Here is a 20,460-nt window from a genome sequence, read left to right as displayed (position 1 = left end):
TCCCTGTGAGAGCGAGCCTGCTCGCGAAGAGATAGGATCAATTGACACATCTTCAAGAGCAGCAAACAAAAAGCCCCGGCACTCACATGCCGGGGCTTTGTTTTTTCAGCGAATCACTCAGACCTGCGGGTCGCCCACATGCAGGATCTTCATGCCGTTGGTGCCGCCGGTGGTGTGGTAGCTGTCGCCCTTGGTCAGGATGACCCAGTCGCCTTTTTCCACAACGCCGCGTTTGACCAGTTCGTCGATCGCCTTTTGGCTGACTTCATGCGGTTCCAGCGAAGCCGGGTCGAACGGAATGGTGTAGACGCCGCGGAACATCGCTGCACGCGCCTGAGTCTCGCGGTGCGGCGAGTAGGCGTAGATGGGCACCGAAGAGCGGATACGCGACATGATCAGCGGGGTGTAGCCGCTTTCAGTCAGGGCGATGATCGCTTTCACGCCCGGGAAGTGGTTGGCGGTGTACATGGTCGCGAGGGCGATGCTTTCGTCGCAGCGCTCGAACTCTTTGCCGATACGGTGGCTGGAGGTCTTGCCGGTCGGGTGCTTTTCAGCGCCAACGCAGATGCGCGCCATTGCCTGCACGGCTTCCAGCGGGTACTGGCCAGCGGCGGATTCGGCCGAGAGCATCACGGCGTCGGTGTAGTCGAGCACGGCGTTGGCCACGTCGGACACTTCGGCGCGGGTCGGCATCGGGTTCTGGATCATCGACTCCATCATCTGGGTCGCAACGATCACCGCCTTGTTGTGGCGGCGTGCGTGCAGAATGATCTTCTTCTGAATGCCGACCAGCTCGGCGTCGCCGATTTCCACACCGAGGTCGCCACGGGCAACCATCACTGCGTCGGAAGCCTTGATCAGGCCGTCGAGGGTTTCGTCGTCGGCCACGGCTTCGGCGCGTTCGATCTTCGCCACCAGCCAGGCAGTGCCGCCGGCTTCGTCGCGCAGTTGACGGGCGTATTCCATATCGGCAGCGTCACGCGGGAAGGACACCGCGAGGTAGTCGACTTCCATTTCGGCGGCGAGCTTGATGTCGGCCTTGTCTTTTTCAGTCAGGGCCGGGGCGGTCAGGCCGCCACCGCGACGGTTGATGCCTTTGTGGTCGGACAGCGGGCCGCCGATGGTCACCACACAGTGCAGTTCGGTTGCGGTGGCGGTTTCGACGCGCATCACCACGCGGCCGTCGTCGAGCAGCAGCTCGTCGCCCACGCCGCAGTCTTTCACCAGATCCGGGTAGTCGATGCCGACCACTTGCTGGTTGCCTTCGGTCAGCGGATGGCTGGTGGAGAAGGTGAACTTGTCACCGATCTTCAGCTCGATGCGCTTGTTGGCGAATTTGGCGATACGGATTTTCGGGCCTTGCAGGTCACCCAGCAGGGCGACGAAACGGCCGTGCTTGGCCGCCAGGTCACGCACCAGCTTCGCGCGAGCCTTGTGCTCGTCGGGGGTGCCGTGGGAGAAGTTCAGACGGGCGACGTCCAGACCAGCCAGAATCAGCTGTTCGAGAACTTCCGGCGAGTTACTGGCCGGGCCAAGGGTAGCGACGATTTTGGTACGACGGACGGACATGCAAAGACTCCTGAGTTCAAGCGCCAGCGAAGGCTACTATGCTCTTGGGGTGTAGTCATTGTTCGAATGCACTACTTATCGTTTTCTTTATTGAACGTGGCAACTTTGGGACAAACGCGCCTGAAGATTTCCGACCAGGGGTCGATACAGAGCTCAAGACAGGAGAACCTCCCCATGCGATTGTTGCCCATTGCCGCCCTTGCCCTTAGCGTCCTCGCCGTCACGGGCTGCACCCGTTGGTCGATGAACCATCATTTGAACAACGCTTACAGCGCCTACGACCGGGGCAATTGCGAGCAGGTGATGCTCGAACTGTCCAAGGTCGAACGCGCCAGCCGGGCCCGCCCGTATGTGTGGCCGGAAGTGTCGATGATGCGCGGCCAGTGCCTGGAACGGCAAAAAATGTACATCGATGCGGCGCAGACCTACCAGTTCATCATCGCTTCGTACCCCAACAGCGAATACGCCTTCCGCGCTCGCGCCCGCCTGGAAACCCTGCAGAGCCTGGGACATTACCCGACTCGCAGCGCAGCGGCAGCACCAAGTCCGCAACGATTCTGATGCTGGTTGTCATACAAACGCTGGTCGACTGTACAAGCTGAGCTATAGTCCAGTGATCCGGTTCAGAGCCTGACTCTGGACCGGGGCAACACCTGCGACTGGTCGTTGTTGAGGTGATGGCGTATTGGCGACCATCCCACCGGAAGCGGGGAGAGCGCGTCTGCGATACAGACACGTTCCGAAGCAAAGGTGCGGCTCTCTGATTGAGCCTTGCATGGCGTACTGCGCATGTTTACCGATCGTCGAATTGAACGGCACCAGTTGCCGTACTTCCTGCGGGTGTACAACAGCGTCACCGACAAACCCATCGGTTTTCTGGGCAACGTGTCCGAGGACGGGCTGATGCTCATCAGCCAGTTGCCGATGATGATCGGCGTCGATTTCAGTCTGCGTCTCAAACTGCCATTCAGCGACGGCTGCCAACAGGTCATCGACCTCACGGCGTGCTGCCTGTGGTGCCACGAAGACGCGACGCCCCTGCATTACGACGCCGGGTTCAGCCTGCAGCGTCCCCCCCCGGAATATGCGCAACTGGTCGAGGCGCTGCGTCAGTACTTCAGCTTCCAGCCATTGCCGGCTTCGGCCTGATACAGCACAAGCCAAAGCAAAAGATCGCAGCCTGCGGCAGCTCCTACATTGACCGCGTTCGCCGCTGTTAACACGGATGAACGTAAGGATTGATGTTCACCGCACCATCGCGGAGAACATCGATCCCCTGTAGGAGCTGCCGCAGGCTGCGATCTTTTGATCTTCAAGCCATCAAGGCAATCGCCCGCTCACTGTCCAGCGTCTTCTCCGCCAGCAACAACCCCATCTCGCTCAACTGATAAATCGCCATTGCCAGATGCCGTGGTTTGTCTTCCAGACTGTCCGCCAGATCCAGCAACAGAATGCTCACCGACGAAAAGGTTTCGTAGGTCTGGATGGCGATCGCTTCGGGGTTGATGTCGGGCGCGACGCGGAACATCTGCATGCCACGATCCACGGAATTGCGCGAGGGCGGTTCGGGCTTGAGGTAGTGATCGAGGGCGCGCTCGGCGGCTTCGTGGAGTTTTTTTGAATCGGGGGATTCGTAGGGCGAAGTATCGGCTGGATTTGTTTCGGGTGGATTAGGAGTTGGTTTGAACACGGTGATTTTCCCTTAAGTGATGCCAGCACGATCTCGCGACTAAACGAGAGGGTGGCGGCTGAACGCAGGTTAGTCGACCGGGGGAAAGCATCACCAAGAACCGGCGCGCCCGAAGGCGCCCTGCGAACAGCCACCATCGAGTGCGGGGATAGGGAATACCCGACTTGATGACGCTTATGCACATTGGTGAAACCCCCGGGCGACTAAACCCGACCACTGATTGGCAGCGGCACGGACCACGTTACGGGGCATCGGCAAAGCGCACAAGCCGGCGGATTCTGGCGGATCTGTAGGCAAAAGCGCAAGGCGTTGTAGCCTCCCGGCACACAGGGGAAACACCCGGAAATACACGTTGCTGGAAGGTTGCCGTTCGTCGGGACTGTCAGATTTTACAGGTGTGGCTTACTCCTCAACGGCGATACAAAACGGAGCAAGACCAGCCCGTCAAACAGTCCAGGAGATCACGTGTCATGAGCGACGAACCAGATGATCCCGTTGTAACCGGATGGGCTGCCCCAACGTTTTCCGTCCCGCTATCTGGAACCATGCAAAAAATGCCATTACGAGTTCGCTGCAATTTCGGATTCAATCGCAATGGCAAATGGAAAGTCCATATTTACAACCCGGGCTATAAACGGGAAATCACGGGTACGCACGACGGTTATTACTATGAGTTCACCCTTGATGAATTCGAACAAGGCCCGGACTGTGAAATACATACCCAATTCGATGCACAGGGTGTGTGGTCTGATTGGGGGTTTTCTGGGAAGTTTCGCGTTATCAAGCCCATAACTGTCAATGCCCCTCCGGCACTGGTGGGCCCCAATCCCGTTATTTCCGGATGGGGTGCCTATTCTAACGCCAGCATCGAAGTATACCGGGTACCTAACAATAGAACCTGGAGAGGAACTGCTTCGGGGGACGGTAGTTGGTCGGTTCAAGTCGATCGTCTTGAGGAAGGGTCACATCAGTTTGGCGCTCTGCAGATTGTCAATTTATTGCGGTCCGACGAATCGGCGCTGGTACCCGTCACCGTAGCAAAAGCCGTGAAAATCACTTCGCCGGCCAGCGATGATGTGCTGGTCAATGAACGTCTGCCGATTATTTCTGGAGAGGGGCACAGTGGCACGGAAATACGGATTTACGAAGCCGGCAGCGGGGTGGTTCTATACGGCAGCACCACTGTTGAAAACATTCGATTCAACGTGAAACTGGACGTAGAACTTCCGCTTCGCAGAATTGTTCTGGTAGCCGAATCATGGGCTTCCAATCTATTTTTGCAATGGTCGAATGAGGTGCCGATCACCGTTGTAGAGTTTGGTATTCCGATAATTCTGGCTCCTGCTACAGGCGATTATGAGACCCGTACACCTTTATTCGAAGGAGACGGGACAGCTGGGGCTGCCGTGGTCGTTTATCTGGACGGGACAACGGAAGTCGTTGGCAGGGCAACGGTAGGTACTAATCGAAAGTGGCTCACGTACGCGTCGCAGCAGTTGCTCCCTGGCAGTTGTACGATCGCGGCGGAACAAACGTTTCAAGGTCGGCCATCCGGACGCAGCCTGCCGCGAACGTTCAAAATCCGCCCTCCAGCATTGACGCTCGTCAACATCACCTACCCATCCCTAACCACCATCGAGTTTTCCGGCGCAGGTTTTACCGGCGCCACGGTCGAGATCACGATTGTCCGAGGTCCGGCAGGTGCGACGCTGCCGCCTGCCGTAATCGTGACCGCAGGCAGTTGGAGAACGACTTCACAGAACTGGCCCATCGGCGACTACGAACTGAAGGTCGTGCAGAGGGTTTCCGATAATGCCGGGGGCTGGATTCCCTCGCTGGATTACCTGTTCCAGACGTCATCGAAACTTCCACCGCCCTCTGCAGTGAGATACACCAATGACCTCTACACCCCGACCGTCATCGGTGAAGGTATTGCAGGGGCAACTGTTGAGGTCACCGACAGGACAACCGGCGCTGCGCTTGCTCCCCCGGTGCAGGTCACGAATCAGGGCTGGTCGACCCGTGCTTTCGAGGCGTGGACACCGGGTTCGACCCGCACCGTTCGTGTGGTGCAGAAGCTCGGTGCAGCAGTGTCGGAAGCTGTTGAGCTGGTCATCAATATCGACCGTTTCCCACCGCCGACCGAACTGGCGTTTACCGTGGTCGCCTACAAACCGCGAATCACTGGCAGAGGGATAGTCGGCGCCACAGTGCAAGTGAAGGACAAGCAGACCGGCGCTGCCATTGCTCCACCCGCGCCCGTGACGGGCCAGGGCTGGGCGGCAGAGGCAGCGACACCCTGGGAGCCGAATACAACCAGAATCGTGTTGGTAGTGCAGACCAAAGACGCCTTCGCGTCCGATCCGGTGGAAATGAGCATCACCGTACCGTTGCTGGCCCCCGTCATCACTGCGATCGAAGACGACGGACTCTCACCGAAAATCTCCGGCACCTGCTGGCCCGGCGCGATATTGAGCCTGACCTTCAGTGATAGTGCGACCGAGCACAGACCTGATGGAAGCAGCGGCACATGGACCTTCAGGCGCGACGCCGTGTTCGCTCCGGACAGGGGGCACAGAGTGACGCTGGTCCAGAAAGTTGCCGGACACCCGTCACCGCCAGCCTCGCAAACGTTCTCGGTCCGCCCGGAGAAACCGGTCATTACCGAGCCGGATGAAAACGCAGACACCCACTACGACATGACCGTGCGCGGCAGCAACGGCTATAGCGGTGCCACGTTGCAGTTGCGTGATGCGCAATTCGACCGGCCGCTGGGGGCGCCAAAACGGCTGACCGCTCATGGCGCCTGGTTCATTGAGCTGGAAAAACTCGAGTTCCGCAAATACCAGATCGATGCCATGCAAACCATCGCTGACAGGCCATCTTCTCGCAGTGATGTGCGCAGCTATTTTGTGGTGCTGGTACCGCCGGTCATCAAGGTGCCGGAGGAGAATCAATCGCTGGCGCGCACTTCGACGCTTTCGGGCACCGGCGAACCCCTTGGGCACGTGACGATCTGGCGTGAAAATCCGAGCGAAATCCTGCGCGAAAGAGTCCCGATCGACGCCCAGGGCGATTGGCATGTCGAAGTAACGCTGCCGGTCGGTAACTACACCCTGAAGGCGGGGCAATTTTTCGACACTCATGAATCGAAGGAAAGCCCCCCGCGCACTTACAAAGTGGTGCCCGCAGCGCCGGTTATCGAAAGCCCCGGACGGGGCGTGCACGTCGGTCGTCGGGTTGTTGTGTCCGGCTTCGGTCATCCACGCGACATGGTTGCGGTGAGGCTGACAAGCAGCAAGGGCACGGTGCGCGCAAGCACTCCGGTACTCGAGGATCGTACCTGGTCGCTGACCCTTGAAACGGGGCAGTCCGGCGGCACTGCGGAGCTGGTGGCGGTGTCCTCGTGTGATGGTTTCGAGTCTGCCCCCTCGGCTCCACATCCCGTAGAACTGGGCACTTACTTGCCTGTTATCGATGAGCCGACGCCGGGCAGCTGGAAAGAAAATCCGCTTGGCTTCCTCGGTAAAGGCCGTACGGGCGTCGGGCGCGTAGTGCCCTGGTTCAACCCTGAGATATCCCTGAGCGCAAACATTGCCGTCATCTCCGGATCCTGGAGCGCTCAGGCGATGCAACCCCTGCTCCCTGGCGGCCACTGGTGCGGATTCAACCAGACCATCACCGACGCTGCGGATGGCTTGACCGTTTCCGACTGGGTCGAAAGCGAGCGTTTCGAGGTGAATTCGATTTCATCGGGAGCAAGATCATGACCGAACCTGTGATCCGCCCAGTGCAGCAGTTGCTGAGGCAAGTGTTCAGCGATGAACAGCGCGAAACCTATACCGATTTTTGCAGTTACCTCGAAAACGGTGGTTCGATTTTTCCTCTGGTCGAGCAAGGCGTTCAGGGGCTGGTCAGCCATTACCGGATGAATCCCGACGACGCGCAGGCCTTTTTACGCAGAGCCAATAGCCTGGCTGTGTTTGTCCGGCGCCAGTTCATCGAACACTCGTTGCGCGGTTCGCAAGCCCGGGTCACGCGGCCCGACAGTGGTTTGTTGTCGATGGTCGCAGGGCCGAGCTACGAGGGGTTGTTCTCGACCGATTTCGATGGCTTGTGCCCACCGCAGGCGCTGGAATCAATCGCGTCCCCGGTGGCCTACCTGATCGAGTTATTGCGCTGGATCGAGGACAAAATCCACACCGTTGGCGGCGAGGGAAAACTCGATTTGCATAAGCGCCGTCAGGATCTGAAAAGGCTGCTGGTCGACTTCAATGCCGTGCATCAGGCGGTGTCTGCGCTGGACATCATCGTTCCAGTGCTCGAGGCGTTTATCGAGGAAAACGATGGCGATACAGACCTCGAAGATGCGCTGATCAAGACCCTTTACCCCAACGGCCTGCCGTACTACCAGCATTGGGTCACGCTTGATTTTGTCGCCCGTGAGCATGGCCTGTCAGTGGGCAACATTGCCCACATGGTGGATCTGGCCTATCCCTACTTCCTGCAGCCCGAGGCGTGGGACAACGATGCCGGGCGCGCCTTTACCCATGCATCGCGACTGGGGCCTTATCAGCGTGAATTGCTGACGGAGGCTCCGATAGAACGGGACGATCAGGAGTCAAGAGACGCCTATTACGAATGCAACTTCGGTGCGATCGGATTGGAATGGGTGAATCTCAATCAGGTGAAATTCTTTGGCGAGCGTACGGGGCTGGACACCCGGGATATCGAGGCGTTGCTGTCGATTCGCGAATTCGCCCCGACGCGTTCGGCCAACGTCAGGGTGTATGAGAGCGAGCAACCGGGCGCTGACGAGAGCCAGCGATCCGGCTCGGTCTATCTCAACGCGGCAACCATTCCGGCCCTCGACATTGATTACCGGCAAGACAGCGAAGCCTTTCTGCATCGTTTGACACAAGACCCGATTGTCATTGACCGCTACGAACGAATGAATCGCAAGTTGCGCCTGGATCGATGGCTGGAGCTACCCGGCGAGCAGGTGGATGCGCTGTTGACGGCGGCGATCAGGGCGGAGGCCCGTCACGCGACACCGAAAGATCCGTGGTGGATATCCACCCATCAGGTGCATGCGCTGGGCCTGTTTCAGTCGCTGCGTGAACGCTATGGCTGTTCGGCAGAGGATTTCGCGGCATTCATCGATGAAATCTCGATTTACGGGCGTGCGAATGCGCTGTCACTGTTCGATCGCACTTTCAATGGCCAGGGCAATTATCGTCAGCCCCTGCTGCTGGATGACGCACCGTTTGCGACGCTGCCGGTGCCGGGCGAGCAGGAGCTGACGATCAGCCAGTTGTGCAGCGGATTGGGCATCGATCTGCAGACGTATGCCTACCTGGCAGTAGCGATCGAACGGGCGCACAGGTTCAGCGGCACGCTGAAGCGCACCACGGCAGTCATATCGAGTTTCTACCGGTTGGTGAAGTTGCCACGGTTGCTGGGGATCACCCCGGTCGAAGGCGTGCTGATGCTGACCCTCTTGGGCGGCGAGAGCTGGGTCAACGGGCTGGCAGGTTTGCCGCGCGTGCACTCACGGCTCAATAGCGAAACCACACCGGACGTGCTCAATCTGATTGATGCACTGCACTCCTGTGTGTCCTGGTGCAAGGATCGCGAACTTCCCGTGCTGTGGATGCTGCAGCAAGTGGCACCGCTGCAGGCCCTGGCGGTTGCCACACAGGCTGAGCAGCAGTTGTTCGAGCAGATCCGCAACCTGCTGCCTGCCGCGCTGTTCAACAATGCCGGGCTGTCGATGGCTGGCGTTCCCTCGCTGGAGGGGCTGGACTGGCTGCGGTTGTTGACCGTACTGGTCGACCCTGCGGGTCTGGTCATCGACCTGCAATTACCCGAGGCCGATTACCTGAAACAAGCCCGGGAAACGTTCGACCAGGCAATCAGGGAAGGGTTGGGCGAGGGCGACGCCAGTGAGCGGGGCATCCTCGTAGAGCGAATGCTCGGCGTGTTGTTGAAGGCGCGGGAAGCGCAGGTCTCGGTCGCACGGGAGTGTCTGGCGGTGTACACCGGCCTTGACAGCGAACGCGGATTGCTCGTGCTGACCTGGGCGCAGGCCACGGTTTATCAGTTGTTGTCGCTGGTCAGCGAGCGTGCCGATCTTGATGCAGTTGATGCGCTCAGGCGCACTGCCGAGCAACCTGACCCGCTGCTGAGCTTGCTGGCTGATGTGCGACGTCGCAGTGCGGTGGCGAGCAAGCTGGAACTGTCTGCGGTGTTGCTCGAAGACTTTCTGCAATACGGCCACAGGGCCTGGATGGCTCAGGATGATCGGCACCTGCTGTCGATCCGCACCTTGTATTACCTGAGTGCGCTGGGTCGGGCCTTCGAGTTGAGCGAGCAACCGGCCGACAAACTGCTCGATTACCTGCGTCAGGTCAACGCATTGCCCAATCCTTTGACAGGCCATGCGCTACGGCTGGCACAGGACGCGGCAGCGTTACGGCTGGCGGCGTTTTTCGACTGGAGTGTGCAGGAGGTGCGCGAGTGCGTCAGCCGCATCGACCCTGAATTGAAGATTCTCAAGACTTTGCCCCAGCTCGATTTGCTGATGCGTATCCGCGTATTGGCCCGGCACAGCGGCATGGACGCCCTGACGATTTTCCTCGTGGGAAATCTGCCAGAGGACGTAGACAAAGCCGCTTATCGAACCGCCGCCGAGCGCGCGCTGCTCAGCCTTTCAAACAGCCGCGAGTCGGTGGTTACCTTCGCCGATGAGGTGACGCAACCCCTGGTCACCATGGCCTGTGTTGTGGACAAGACCGAGGTGGTGGCCGGCAAGCCTGGCGAGAAAGTCCTGTTGACCGTGACCCTCAAGGACGCCGACAACCAGCCATTGAGCGGCGTCAATGTGTACTGGCAGGTAAGCCTCGGCACGATTGTGGCCAAGGCCACCGAAGTCAATGGAACGGTGACGGTCGAGTATCTGCCGGGCAAGGTCATGGGGCAGGAAACGCCACTGTTCTGGCTTGACCTGATCGACGCGCAACAGGCCCCGACCATCCATGTCTCCGATGACGCCGAGACGCTGTTCTTCCCGGGCCCCTTGACGGCACAGGTACCGCTGGAGCCGGTTCCGGCGGGGCAGGAAGTCGAGCTGTACGCCACGCTGCGCGACAACTATCTAAACCCCGGGCGCAACCGTCTGGTGCGCTGGTTCGCCGAACCCGCCAGCGGCAGCAGCGGCTCGGTGGTGATTCGCCCCGAGCAGAATCATGCCGACTTCGAGGGCGTTACACGGGTGTACGTATCAAGCCCGTCCGGCGGCAAATTCATTTTCAGCGTGCGTTGCGAGGCCAATGACAACGAAACATTTTTTGACCCTATCACCTTCAACGAATTGCTGACTCACCAATAACCGTGTTGGTCGGGGGGCAGCGTTCACCCCAGGATGCAGGACAAGATCATGACTCAACGCAATCTGGCTCCATTGTTGGAAAAACGCCGCGCAGCCTTGGTCGAGTACTGCATCGGCAAAGCTGCCAGGCGCAACTACTCCTTCGTGAAAACGCCGCAGGATCTGTTCGAGTTATTGCGCATGGACCCGCTGGACAACTACCCGGTGCAAAGTTCGTGGGTCGCCGAGGCGATCAGTTGCGCACAGCAATTCATTCATGCGGCCTATCGCAAGCTCGAGCCGGGTTACGAAAAAACTGTTTTCCCGACAGAGCACCTGAAACTCTGGGAGCTGTACAGCAATTACCCCGACTGGGCAGCGCTGGCGTTGATCGCGGTCTATCCGGAAAACTTCATCAACCCCTTTGTGCGGCAGCGCAAGACCCGTCTGTTCAAGGCACTGGAAAATGACTTGAATCAGACGCGGCTGACCGGTGATTCGGTGCAGCGTGCCTTGCAGGGATACCTCAAGGCATTCGAGCAGACCTGCAACCTGGATGTCATCAGTGCTTGTCTGGATGGCGATTCGGCAAGCCGTGCCACTTACTATTTCGTCGGCCGGCAGCGGGTGCAGCCGTTTCAGTATTTCTGGCGCAAGGCTGATATCGAACTCACCGCTTCCGGCAATCCGGTCAACCCGGCGGCATGGAGTGAATGGCAACCTGTCGACATTCCGGTGGGGAACCGGGTTCTGGATATGCGGCCGTTGTTCTGGGGCGGACGCTTGTGTCTGGTGTGGGCCGAATGGCGCGACCAGGTGGGTATCAAGGACAAAGAGGGCTACCTGGCTCCGAGGCTGGACATCAACCTGGCGTTCATGAGCCAGAATGCAGAATGGTCGGCACCGCTGAGCTTGTATGGCGCTGATCAGGAAAGTGCTGACGAAGACATCGACATCAGCGCAGATGCCCGGCTGCTTGCAACAACTTTTTCCGATGCGATTCATCCCAGGGGGCGCTTGGGAGTATTGCTTATCAGCCCGGCGGGTCTGAGGGTGAGCGCCACCCGTGATGTGTTCTTTCGTCCGTTGCCTGAAGACGACGGCAGCTGGCTTGAATATCTGGCCATTCATCGCTTCACCGATGTCCTGACCTTGCAGCATGCGCTGACGCCGAAAAATCAGCCAGTGGTCGAGATCAACGGTGGGACCGAGGGAGCTCTGATGGCTTATTTCGGCCTTCAGGCACTTTTTTTCGAGGAGGGAGGTAAGGACTTTCTATGGGTAAGGGGTCTGTGCCGCGCAAAGAGTGTGCCTAGCGACAAAACTCAGGATTTCAAGCTGGAGCTCCACGATGGCGCAGCAGGCGACCCGTCTCCTCTCGAACCCAGTAAATCCATAGCGGGCGGGTGGGCCACCGACTGGATGCAAATGGAACGCACGAAGGGCGGTTTCACCGGGTTGGTCGAGTTCACCTTGAGCGGCGAGGACCAAGGCAGCAAGACCTTTACAGTTTCACTCACCAAGATCACCCGTTTCGTACCGCCGACTCTGGAAAAGAACGCGCTGGATGCGGCGCAGTTCATCGGTTTCGGGCAGTCCGGAATGTTGCAGCGCGCGCGCTTGAACTCGCTGTTCGGCCCTGAGCTGGTGCAACTGAGCAATATTTCCGTGGATGCTGTACTGCACTGGGACACCCAGTTCCTGACCGAACCGCCTCCAGCTGCGGGGTCGATCACCGAGCCGAACGGGGCGTTCGACGGCGCCAACGGTCTGTATTTCTGGGAGCTGTATTTTCATCTGCCACATCTGGTGGCGGCCCGTCTGCGGGCCGAGGATCGCTATCTGGAAGCGCAAAGCTGGTCGCATCACGTGTTCGATCCGCAAGACTCGCAAGATTTGCAGGATCCGCGAAATCCGGTAAAACCGCGAAGCGTGCCGCCAAGACCCAAATATTGGCGTTGCCGGCCTTTGGCCGCTGCCGGGAATGTGGGCTTCGAAGCCCTGACGCCGACCGATCCGGACGCGATTGCCTATGCCGCACCCAGGCATTATCAGATTCTGGTGTTCACCGAGTATGTGAAGAACCTGGTCGCGTGGGGCGACTGGTACTACCGCCAGCTCACCCGGGATGCCTTGGTGGCGGCGAAACTGTGTTACGTGCAGGCGCAGTTTCTGATGGGCAAGCCGCCTTCTGCCCGGGCAGTAACCCGCTGGCAAGCGCAGACGGTAGAAGCCTTGATGAGCAAGAGCGCGAGCCGCCCGGCGCTTGAGCAGTTCGAGCAGGAGCTGCAGTTTTCCCTGGCTGACATTCCTCCAGCTGCCGAAGCGTCACCGTTGATGGGCCGGCTGGCGAACGAGCCGTTCAAACTGCCGATCAATGAGCAATTGCTTGACCTGTTCGACTTGCCGGGGCAGCGCCTGAGCAACTTGCGCAACAACCTGACCCTCGACGGTAAACCACTGGACGTTCCGCTGTTCAGCCCGCCCACCGATCCCAATCAATTGTTGCGCGATCTGGCCGCTGGTGGGCTGGGCATGCCGCGGCCGATGGGCGGACGTCTGGTGGTGGGCGCCTTTCGCTGGCGCGTCAGCTACGAGGCGGCGTTGCGCGCCGTGCAGACACTGCAGGAGTATGGCAGCCAGGTATTGCGTCTGCTGGAACAGCGTGATCGGGCCGAACAGGAAGAACTGCAGCAAGAGCATCTGAAAGAACTGGGCGACTACGCCCGTAAGGTTCAAGAGCAATCCATTGCCCAGCTTGAAGCCAGCCTCACGGCCCTCGGCCAGAGTCAGGCCATGGCCCAGCAACGGGCCGATCGATACAAGGCCTGGTACGACGAACACATCAGCGATACCGAATATCAGATCATGGACAAACTGGCGATGGTCAAAGGGATCAACACCGGGTTGCACGGGATCAAGTCTGTAGGCGCTGCAGCGGCAACTGCGCCGAACATTGGCGGCGCGGCCGTCGGTGGACATCGTTTGGAAAAAGCTGCGGATGCTGTGGTCTTTGGTCTGGAAATCAGCGCGATGCTGTTGCAGATCGACGCCGACAAACAAGCCATCACCGAAAGCTACCGCCTGCGCCGCAGGGAGTGGGAGTTGCAACGGGATCAGGCACTGGCCGAGGTCGGGGCGATCGCCGGGCAGATCACTGCGCAGACATTTGCCCTGGAGGCGGCCAGGACGAGTCTGAAGCAAACCTTGCTGGCCAACGGTCAGGCACTGGCGCTCTACAACTACCTGAAGAAACGCGCGACCAACGCAGAATTGTTCGGCTGGCTGTTGGGCCAGCTCAAGGCCTTGCACTATCAGGCTTACGATGCGGTGGTCAGTCTGTGCCTGAGTGCCCGGTCGTCGTTGAGTGCGGAAACCGGCGATTACGAAACCGCTGAGGCGTTGCCGCAGGTCTGGCTGGACAACCGTCACGGGCTGACCGCCGGTGAACACTTGCGCGAGTACCTGCTGCGCATGGATCGCCTGTACCTGCAAAGTCACGAGCGCCGTCTGGAGCGGGTCAAGACCGTTTCGTTGCGACAGCTGTTCGATGACAAGGTTGATCCGCAGACGGGATTCTCCGACTGGACCCAGGCACGGGATGAGTTGATCGACAAGGGCATGCTGGAATTCCAGCTGACGCAGCTGTCATTCGATCGCGATCACCCGGGGGAGTATTGCCGGCTGCTCAATCTGGTCGAGGTCGATCTGCCCGTACTGCTCGGACCTTATCAGGATGTACAGGCGACGCTGCTGCAGGTCGGCAGCATGACCGCTACCCAGGCCTCGGCACGCTCGGTCGAGTACCTGCATCAGCCGGCGGGCAGTGTGGCGCCGGTCGAGGTGCTGTTCAATCTGCGCAGTGGCCAGCAGATCGGGTTATCGGTGGGGATCGCCGACACCGGCATGAACGCCGGCAAACCGGACGAAGGCTTGCTCAACCCGTTCGAGAACACCGGTGCGATCTCGCGCTGGCAATTGCACTTTCCCTGGCCCCAGAGCAAGCGGCAAGCGTCGATGCTCGAATCACTCACCGACATCATTGTGCGCGTCCGCTACACGGCCAAGGCCGGCGAGCCGACGTTTACCCTCGCCGTCAAAGACCTGGTCACCCGGGCGATCACGTCCCGCCAGTCAGGCAATGTCAAAGGAGCAGGCCATCATGGTTGAACCCGTCATTCAGGCTAATGAAAGTCTGGTGCTCAATGGTGATTTCCGTGAGGCCTTGAGCCATTGGGAAAAGGGGCCGGTTAACAGCCGCTGGGTTACGGTCGTGGGCGAGCCGTATGAAGGCACACAGGTCAGGATGCTTTCAGTAGCAAACCTTGGCTCTGCCATTCAGGAAATGACCTTACCTGCAACGCCGAGCGCCGGAGCCAGGTATGTGCTGAGTTTCCTGTATGAAACACGGCATACCGAACCGGGCAGAATGCTCATCACCGCTGAAGACGGCACCCCTTTGAAAGAAATCCCGTTGCCGCCGGGCACTCCGCGCAACCTTGCAGAGGATCAGGCACGGATCGACAGCGGGCAGCCGCTGGTTTTCAAGCCGACGCCCTACGACGCTCCGCTCGATCTGCCGTTGCAGCGCCAGGACAAGATTTGCGTCACAGTGGTCGCTCCGGGTAATGCCGATCCCACGGACTATCGTCTACAGGTTTTGAGCACTCGTATTCGCCTGGACGTGGAACTTGAGCCAGCGCGGATACAGACGGTGAAGGTAGACGCGGAGCAGTTGTCACCCGGCAAGCTGGTTTACCTCTGTCTGGGCGCGGATGAGAGCTTTCAGCACCGGCTGCAATTCCTGTTCGCCCCCGACAGCCCCTGGTTGCACACCAAGGCTGCATTGGTGAGTGATGACAATCCACAAGGCGCGGTTATTGCGACGCCCGGCTGGGGGGTCGATCAACCGCTGGATTCACCGTGGCTCCTGCAATGCCCGTTGATCGGTGATCAGGATCCTTACCTGTTCACGTTGCAACTGGTGAACCAGTACACCGCCGAGCCGTACTCGATGCAGGTCTCGCTGGGGCATCACCGGCTGGTGTTTCGCGAGGTGCTGGAGGCTGCGTATTTCCCGGTGCTGGAGCTGACGCAATCGGTGCGTCTGGGGGTGCGAGTGGCCTCCTGGTACACCGGTCAGTTTCTGGCCGGGCGCACGGTGACTTGGGCGAGTGAGGGGCTGGGAGTGCTGAGCACGACACTGACCGACGCCGAGGGCTGGGCGTTTTTCGATTACCTGCCCAATGCTGAAGGCGACATTGTTATCCAGGCCTCGGTGTCGAGCCCCTACTACGCCAGCGGGGTCGAGACCACGACGCTGGACGTTCGTGTGCTGAAGACCGATCCATGGAAGGACGTACTGGCGGTGGTAGAAGGCAACGCCTTGCCCTGGGCGCAAAAGACTGGTTATCCCAACCGTGGCTCGACCTATCAACTGAGTGTTCGGGTGCCTGAAGTGTTGCGCGGCACCGAATTGGCAGTGCACTGGAAAGGAGATTCCGCTGCACAGTTAGGCGTACAGGTCCGTCCTGAGCTGGAGGCATTCGTCCCCGTCGGTACCGCGGATCTCAACTGGGAACTGATCTGCCGGGACGAACTCGACGGGCTTTTCCAGCTGCTGCTGTCGTGCTCGAAGTTGCTACTGCGTTCAGACAGGAAACCGATGTCACTGGCACGCAATCTGGTGCGCATTGGCGACGTTCAGGAGGCCAACAAGTTTCCCGTGGTGGACGAAGGCGAGAGCGTGCTGCTGCGTGTGCAAGTGGTGCATATGGTCGCCAGCGGCGACGGCGATCCGGTCAACAATGCACGGGTGGACTGGCAGACACCCGAAGGCACGATTGCCACCCGATCGGGTATCGGTGGCTGGGCCAGCGTGCTGTATCAACCGAGCCGCGCCGGGGAGCTGGAGGTGACCGCCCGCGTGCGGGCGCATGACGAAGCAGTGCCGGTGGAGCGACCGTTTGCAGTGAGGGCGCTGCAGAGCAGTCCCTGGAAAGGCAAGATCAAGATCCTGTTCGACGGCAATGAGGTTGACCTGTCCGAATTGGGCCTGCTGTGCTGGCGCGGTGAGCCGCATACCTTGCGGCTAGAAATCACGCCCGGCAGTTCGCTGAATGGCGAGATGGTCACGCTGAAATGGCGTGGTGAGCCGCCGGGGATCGGCTTGATCGTCTCGGATATCGACAAGCCGTTGAGGCTTGGGCCATTGGGGCTGGAATGGCGCTTCAGTTCGCAGATCGAGTCGAGTACCAGCAGCCTGTTCAGTCTGGCCTTGGAGACCCCGGGGCTTGCATCACCCCGGGAATTGTTTGGTCGGTTGATTTCCACGCAACTGATGGACGAATTGACGCTGATGCTGGATCAGGTGACCGCCACTGCGAGTCAGACACTGTTCCCGTGCATTGGCGCCAAACACATCTTGCGCTATCTGCCCAAGGCCTTGAGTCCGCTGGTGGGTTTGCAGGCAACGCTGGTGTGGCAAGGCACGCCGGCTGATGACCTGGAAGCGAGCATTGAACCGCCACTCGATCAAGCTCAAAAAATCAGTGACGGTGATGTTGGCTGGAGTCTGGATTTCACCTCGAGCAAGGTCTCCGGCGCCTTTGGTGTGGGGCTTTTCCTGTCTGCCCTGGATCGCTCCATGAGCACCCATCCGATGCAGCTCGCTCACAACAAGCTGCGAATCGAAGACTGGCGTGAGTCAGCGGTTGACGCCGTCATCGGCAAGGATAAAGCCTGGAGCTGGGTCAGGGTGGTTTCGGCGTTCACCGGGCAAGCGGTGGCGCAGGTGGCGGTGCAGTGGAAGTCCGCTGACAGTTCAGACAGCGTCGTCAGCGACGAACTGGGCTGGTCCGGGTTTGGCCTGGTGCCGAGCAGTCACAGTCAGCAGAACGTCGTGGCCAATGTGCACAGCCCGTTCGATGGCTACGAAGAGCAACGTGCCCTGTCCTTTAAGGCGCTTGCCCATAACCCTTGGGAGGATGTGCGGGTGCGTTTCGATGGGCATGATGAACATCCATGGGGCAGTCACACCTACTTTCCGCGCCGCAATGGCTCACATACCATCGAAGTACTGCTCCCGGAGGGCAGCCCGTTGCTCGACCAGGAACTGACCTTGGGCTTGACCGGTACCGGCCCCGCGGAACTGGGTCTGAGTTTCGAACCTGCGCTCGGCGCATCGCGCCGGCCCTTGGCATTCGGTTTGCGTTATTTCCTGCGTTGCGCTGACCTGAAGGACGGTGGCTTCGCGCTGCGCCTGGGAGCCGAGCGCCTCGCCAGCCTGTCACCGGCCAACGCAATGTCGCTGGGAGAGGGCGCGCAGGTGTGGAAACTCCTCTCCAATAGTAGCGTTCAGCAAGTGGTGGAATGGGAGCAGGAACTGGTCGAGCAGGTGGCAGTGGTGTCGTCCATTTCCGGTCAAGGTATCGCCGGAGTATGGGTGACCTGGCGCAATGAGGATCTGGGGACGGTCACGAGTCTGACCGACTTTTATGGTGTCGCCACTGTGCGCTTCAAACCGCAGACACCGGGCGCGGCGGTGCTGACGGCGACGGTGGGGGATGCGGTTTATTCGGAGTCAATCTCGATCTCGTATTCGCTGAGTGTTCCTCGCGAAATTGTCGACGTCGTGGTGGCGCCTGCGCAGGGATACCCCACTGAGGAAGTCGAGGCGATGGCTACAGTGATTTCGGCATTGACCGGCCTGCCTCTCGCAGGCATTGAAGTCATGTGGAATCTGCCGGGAGCAACGATTGCCAGTGCTCGGAGCGACGCCCAAGGCAGAGCACGGACAACGTTTAAATTGCCATTGCGTAGCGGTGTTCTGGAGGCCATGGTGCGTGGTGGATTGGGCGGTTGGGATTCCGCTCAATCGTGGGTCGAAGTCATGGAAGATGAGCCGGTATTGGTGGAGTTACACTCGGATGCATCGAGCGTCTATCAGGGAGAAACATTACCAATATGGGCCCTTGTCGAAGGCCGGCATTCCGGAGGGCCGTTTGAGCAAGCGTCCGTTTCCTGGAGACTTGGTTCACAGATCATTGCGCCTTCCGTGACACAGGTGGATGGCAAAGCGTATCTGTTGGCCGAACCCATGGTTATCGGTGACATAACGCTAACGGCCAGCATCCTGGCGGAAGTCGAAAGCAGCCGAAGTCTGAACATCAAAGTGTTGGATCCTGCTTCGCATCCTGACCATGCCACGATCAGGGATTTGCGCGAATTGAAAAGTCCGATTAACGCGGGCTCGGTCGCGCAGTTCAGAGGCACCGTGGTTTCAAGTGTTTCCGGCCAGCCATTGCCCAGACGAGAATGCTATACCAGCATGAACGGCGAAGCCTTCAAGCTAAGCTACACAGGGGCCACCGGAGAGATCATCGCGGAGTACTGGGCTCATGAGCCGGGTGTGGTCAGCTTTAAAGTGGAAGTTCGAAATCCCGTTGGTCAACCTGAAAAGGCCTCTGCATCTGTACTGGTAATCCGGCAACCCTAAATAACCCCTGCGCGCTTCCAGTCCAGGTAACGATTGACCAGCCTTATGCTCAATTCGTCGGGGCGCACATCCAGCACCTGAACTGCATGTGCATTCAACTGCTCATGCAGCTCGGCCCGGGCATTGAGGTAATCCACCGTGCCGCAATAGGCCAGTGCTTCGGGCAGAGTTTGTACCGGGGCATTGCGCACGCGGTCGAGGGCTTCCTCGCGCAGGCTGACCACCAGTACTTGATGTTGCTGGCTCAGACGTTTGACGCTGGCGAGCAGGTCTTCGGTGTCCTCGTCACGCAGGTTGGTCAACAGCACGATCAGCGCCCGGCGCTTCTGCCGGGCCAACAGCTGGCTGGTCGCGGTTGAATAGTCGGCAGGACGCTGACTGCTGTCCAGATCATAAACGGCGTTGAGCAGGACCTTGAGCTGGCTGGAACCCTTGATCGGCGCCAGAAAACGCGGTTGCGCGACGGCGAATGTGCTCAGCCCTACGGCATCGCCCTGACGCAGCGCGACATGGCTCAGCAGCAGACACGCATTCAGCGCATGGTCGAAATGCGACAGCTCGCCATCCTGGCTGCGCATTTGCCGCCCGCAATCGAGCATGAACATGATCTGTTGATCACGCTCGTCCTCGTACTCGCGGGCAATCGGTGTGCGCTGGCGGGCGGTGGCTTTCCAGTCGATCTGGCGCAGGCTGTCGCCTTCGCGAAATTCGCGCAACTGATGAAATTCCTGACCCTGCCCGCGACGCTGGCGCTGGCGCACGCCGAGCTGGCTGAGCCAATTGTCCACCGCCAGCAACTGCCCACCGTAGAGCTTTGCATAGTCCGGGTAGACGCGGATCTTGCCGCTCACGGCGAGCAGGCGTTTGCCTGTCCACAGACCGAACGGGCTGGGCAGGTTGATTTCGCAATGCTCGAAGCTGAAGTGCCCGCGCTTGAGCGGGCGCAGACGGTAGCCGACCTCGCTGAATTGCCCGGGTTGCAGTTCAACTGCCAGCGGCAGGTTTTCAAAGCTCAGCTCCTGTGGCACATGGTCGAAAATCTCCACCGCGACCGGCTCGTTGAAGTCATGGCTCAGCTGCAGCCGCACCTCGCTCCAACGGCCGAGAGCCAGACTGCCGGGCATCTGCCGCTGGATGCGCGGCGAGGGCAGGTTGTTCAGGCGCAGCGCATCGACGATCGCCAGCACCAGCAGGGCCAGGAGCAAGCCCCAGTTGATCGACAACAGCGTGGCGGGCACGTCGATGTCGAGGGCTTGCAGGGAACCCGTCAACATGCCAATCGCGCATAAAACGGCGAGCCAGATCAATAGCAGTCGGGAGGGTTTCATCTCGCTG

At 59.6% G+C, this 20,460-nt stretch carries 9 protein-coding genes; 6 read left to right on the top strand and 3 right to left on the bottom strand.

Annotated elements, in window-relative coordinates:
- Window positions 1-117 precede the first annotated feature (117 nt).
- Entirely contained in the window at window positions 118-1,569 is a 1,452-nt protein-coding gene (gene pyk / locus LOY52_RS20835; RefSeq protein ID WP_115984298.1) for a pyruvate kinase, read from the bottom strand.
- Window positions 1,570-1,743: 174 nt separating this feature from the next.
- On the opposite strand from pyk, the gene LOY52_RS20830 reads away from it, so the two are divergent.
- Together LOY52_RS20830 and LOY52_RS20825 are read left to right on the top strand one after the other, a co-directional pair.
- Window positions 1,744-2,130, top strand: a complete 387-nt coding sequence (locus LOY52_RS20830) for a tol-pal system YbgF family protein (protein WP_115989022.1) — start codon at window positions 1,744-1,746, stop codon at window positions 2,128-2,130.
- 228 nt (window positions 2,131-2,358) lie between these two features.
- Window positions 2,359-2,718: a PilZ domain-containing protein gene (locus tag LOY52_RS20825; RefSeq protein ID WP_095137007.1), complete on the top strand. Its 360-nt coding sequence runs from the start codon at window positions 2,359-2,361 to the stop codon at window positions 2,716-2,718.
- A gap of 163 nt (window positions 2,719-2,881) precedes the next feature.
- Here LOY52_RS20825 and LOY52_RS20820 read toward each other — a convergent pair whose 3' ends face one another.
- The gene (locus LOY52_RS20820; RefSeq protein WP_258675813.1) at window positions 2,882-3,259 is read right to left on the bottom strand and encodes a DUF6124 family protein; all 378 of its coding nucleotides are present in this window, start codon (window positions 3,257-3,259) and stop codon (window positions 2,882-2,884) included.
- Window positions 3,260-3,729: 470 nt separating this feature from the next.
- Here LOY52_RS20820 and LOY52_RS20815 point away from each other — a divergent pair, with 470 nt between their 5' ends.
- Genes LOY52_RS20815 through LOY52_RS20800 form a run of 4 tightly spaced genes read left to right on the top strand, consistent with a single transcriptional unit; the run spans window position 3,730 to window position 19,125 of the window.
- Complete coding sequence (locus tag LOY52_RS20815) at window positions 3,730-7,029, top strand: hypothetical protein (protein WP_258675812.1); 3,300 nt, start codon at window positions 3,730-3,732, stop codon at window positions 7,027-7,029.
- A complete protein-coding gene (locus LOY52_RS20810; protein WP_258675811.1) occupies window positions 7,026-10,649 on the top strand; it encodes a Tc toxin subunit A in 3,624 nt (1,207 codons plus the stop codon). Before LOY52_RS20815 ends, LOY52_RS20810 begins: the two co-directional genes overlap by 4 nt.
- Window positions 10,650-10,697: 48 nt before the next feature.
- Window positions 10,698-14,798, top strand: a complete 4,101-nt coding sequence (locus LOY52_RS20805) for a neuraminidase-like domain-containing protein (protein ID WP_258675810.1) — start codon at window positions 10,698-10,700, stop codon at window positions 14,796-14,798.
- Entirely contained in the window at window positions 14,791-19,125 is a 4,335-nt protein-coding gene (locus LOY52_RS20800) for an Ig-like domain-containing protein (protein ID WP_258675809.1), read from the top strand. Before LOY52_RS20805 ends, LOY52_RS20800 begins: the two co-directional genes overlap by 8 nt.
- Here LOY52_RS20800 and LOY52_RS20795 read toward each other — a convergent pair.
- The gene (locus tag LOY52_RS20795) at window positions 19,122-20,453 is read right to left on the bottom strand and encodes a DUF58 domain-containing protein (protein ID WP_258675808.1); all 1,332 of its coding nucleotides are present in this window, start codon (window positions 20,451-20,453) and stop codon (window positions 19,122-19,124) included. The genes LOY52_RS20800 and LOY52_RS20795 overlap by 4 nt on opposite strands.
- Window positions 20,454-20,460: the final 7 nt, after the last annotated feature.

The sequence above is a fragment of the Pseudomonas sp. B21-051 genome (assembly GCF_024748795.1).
GTDB classification, from domain to species: Bacteria; Pseudomonadota; Gammaproteobacteria; order Pseudomonadales; family Pseudomonadaceae; genus Aquipseudomonas; species Aquipseudomonas putida_A.
The sequence above is the reverse complement of the archived record's forward strand: the minus strand, read 5'-3'. Positions and strand labels throughout refer to the sequence as shown.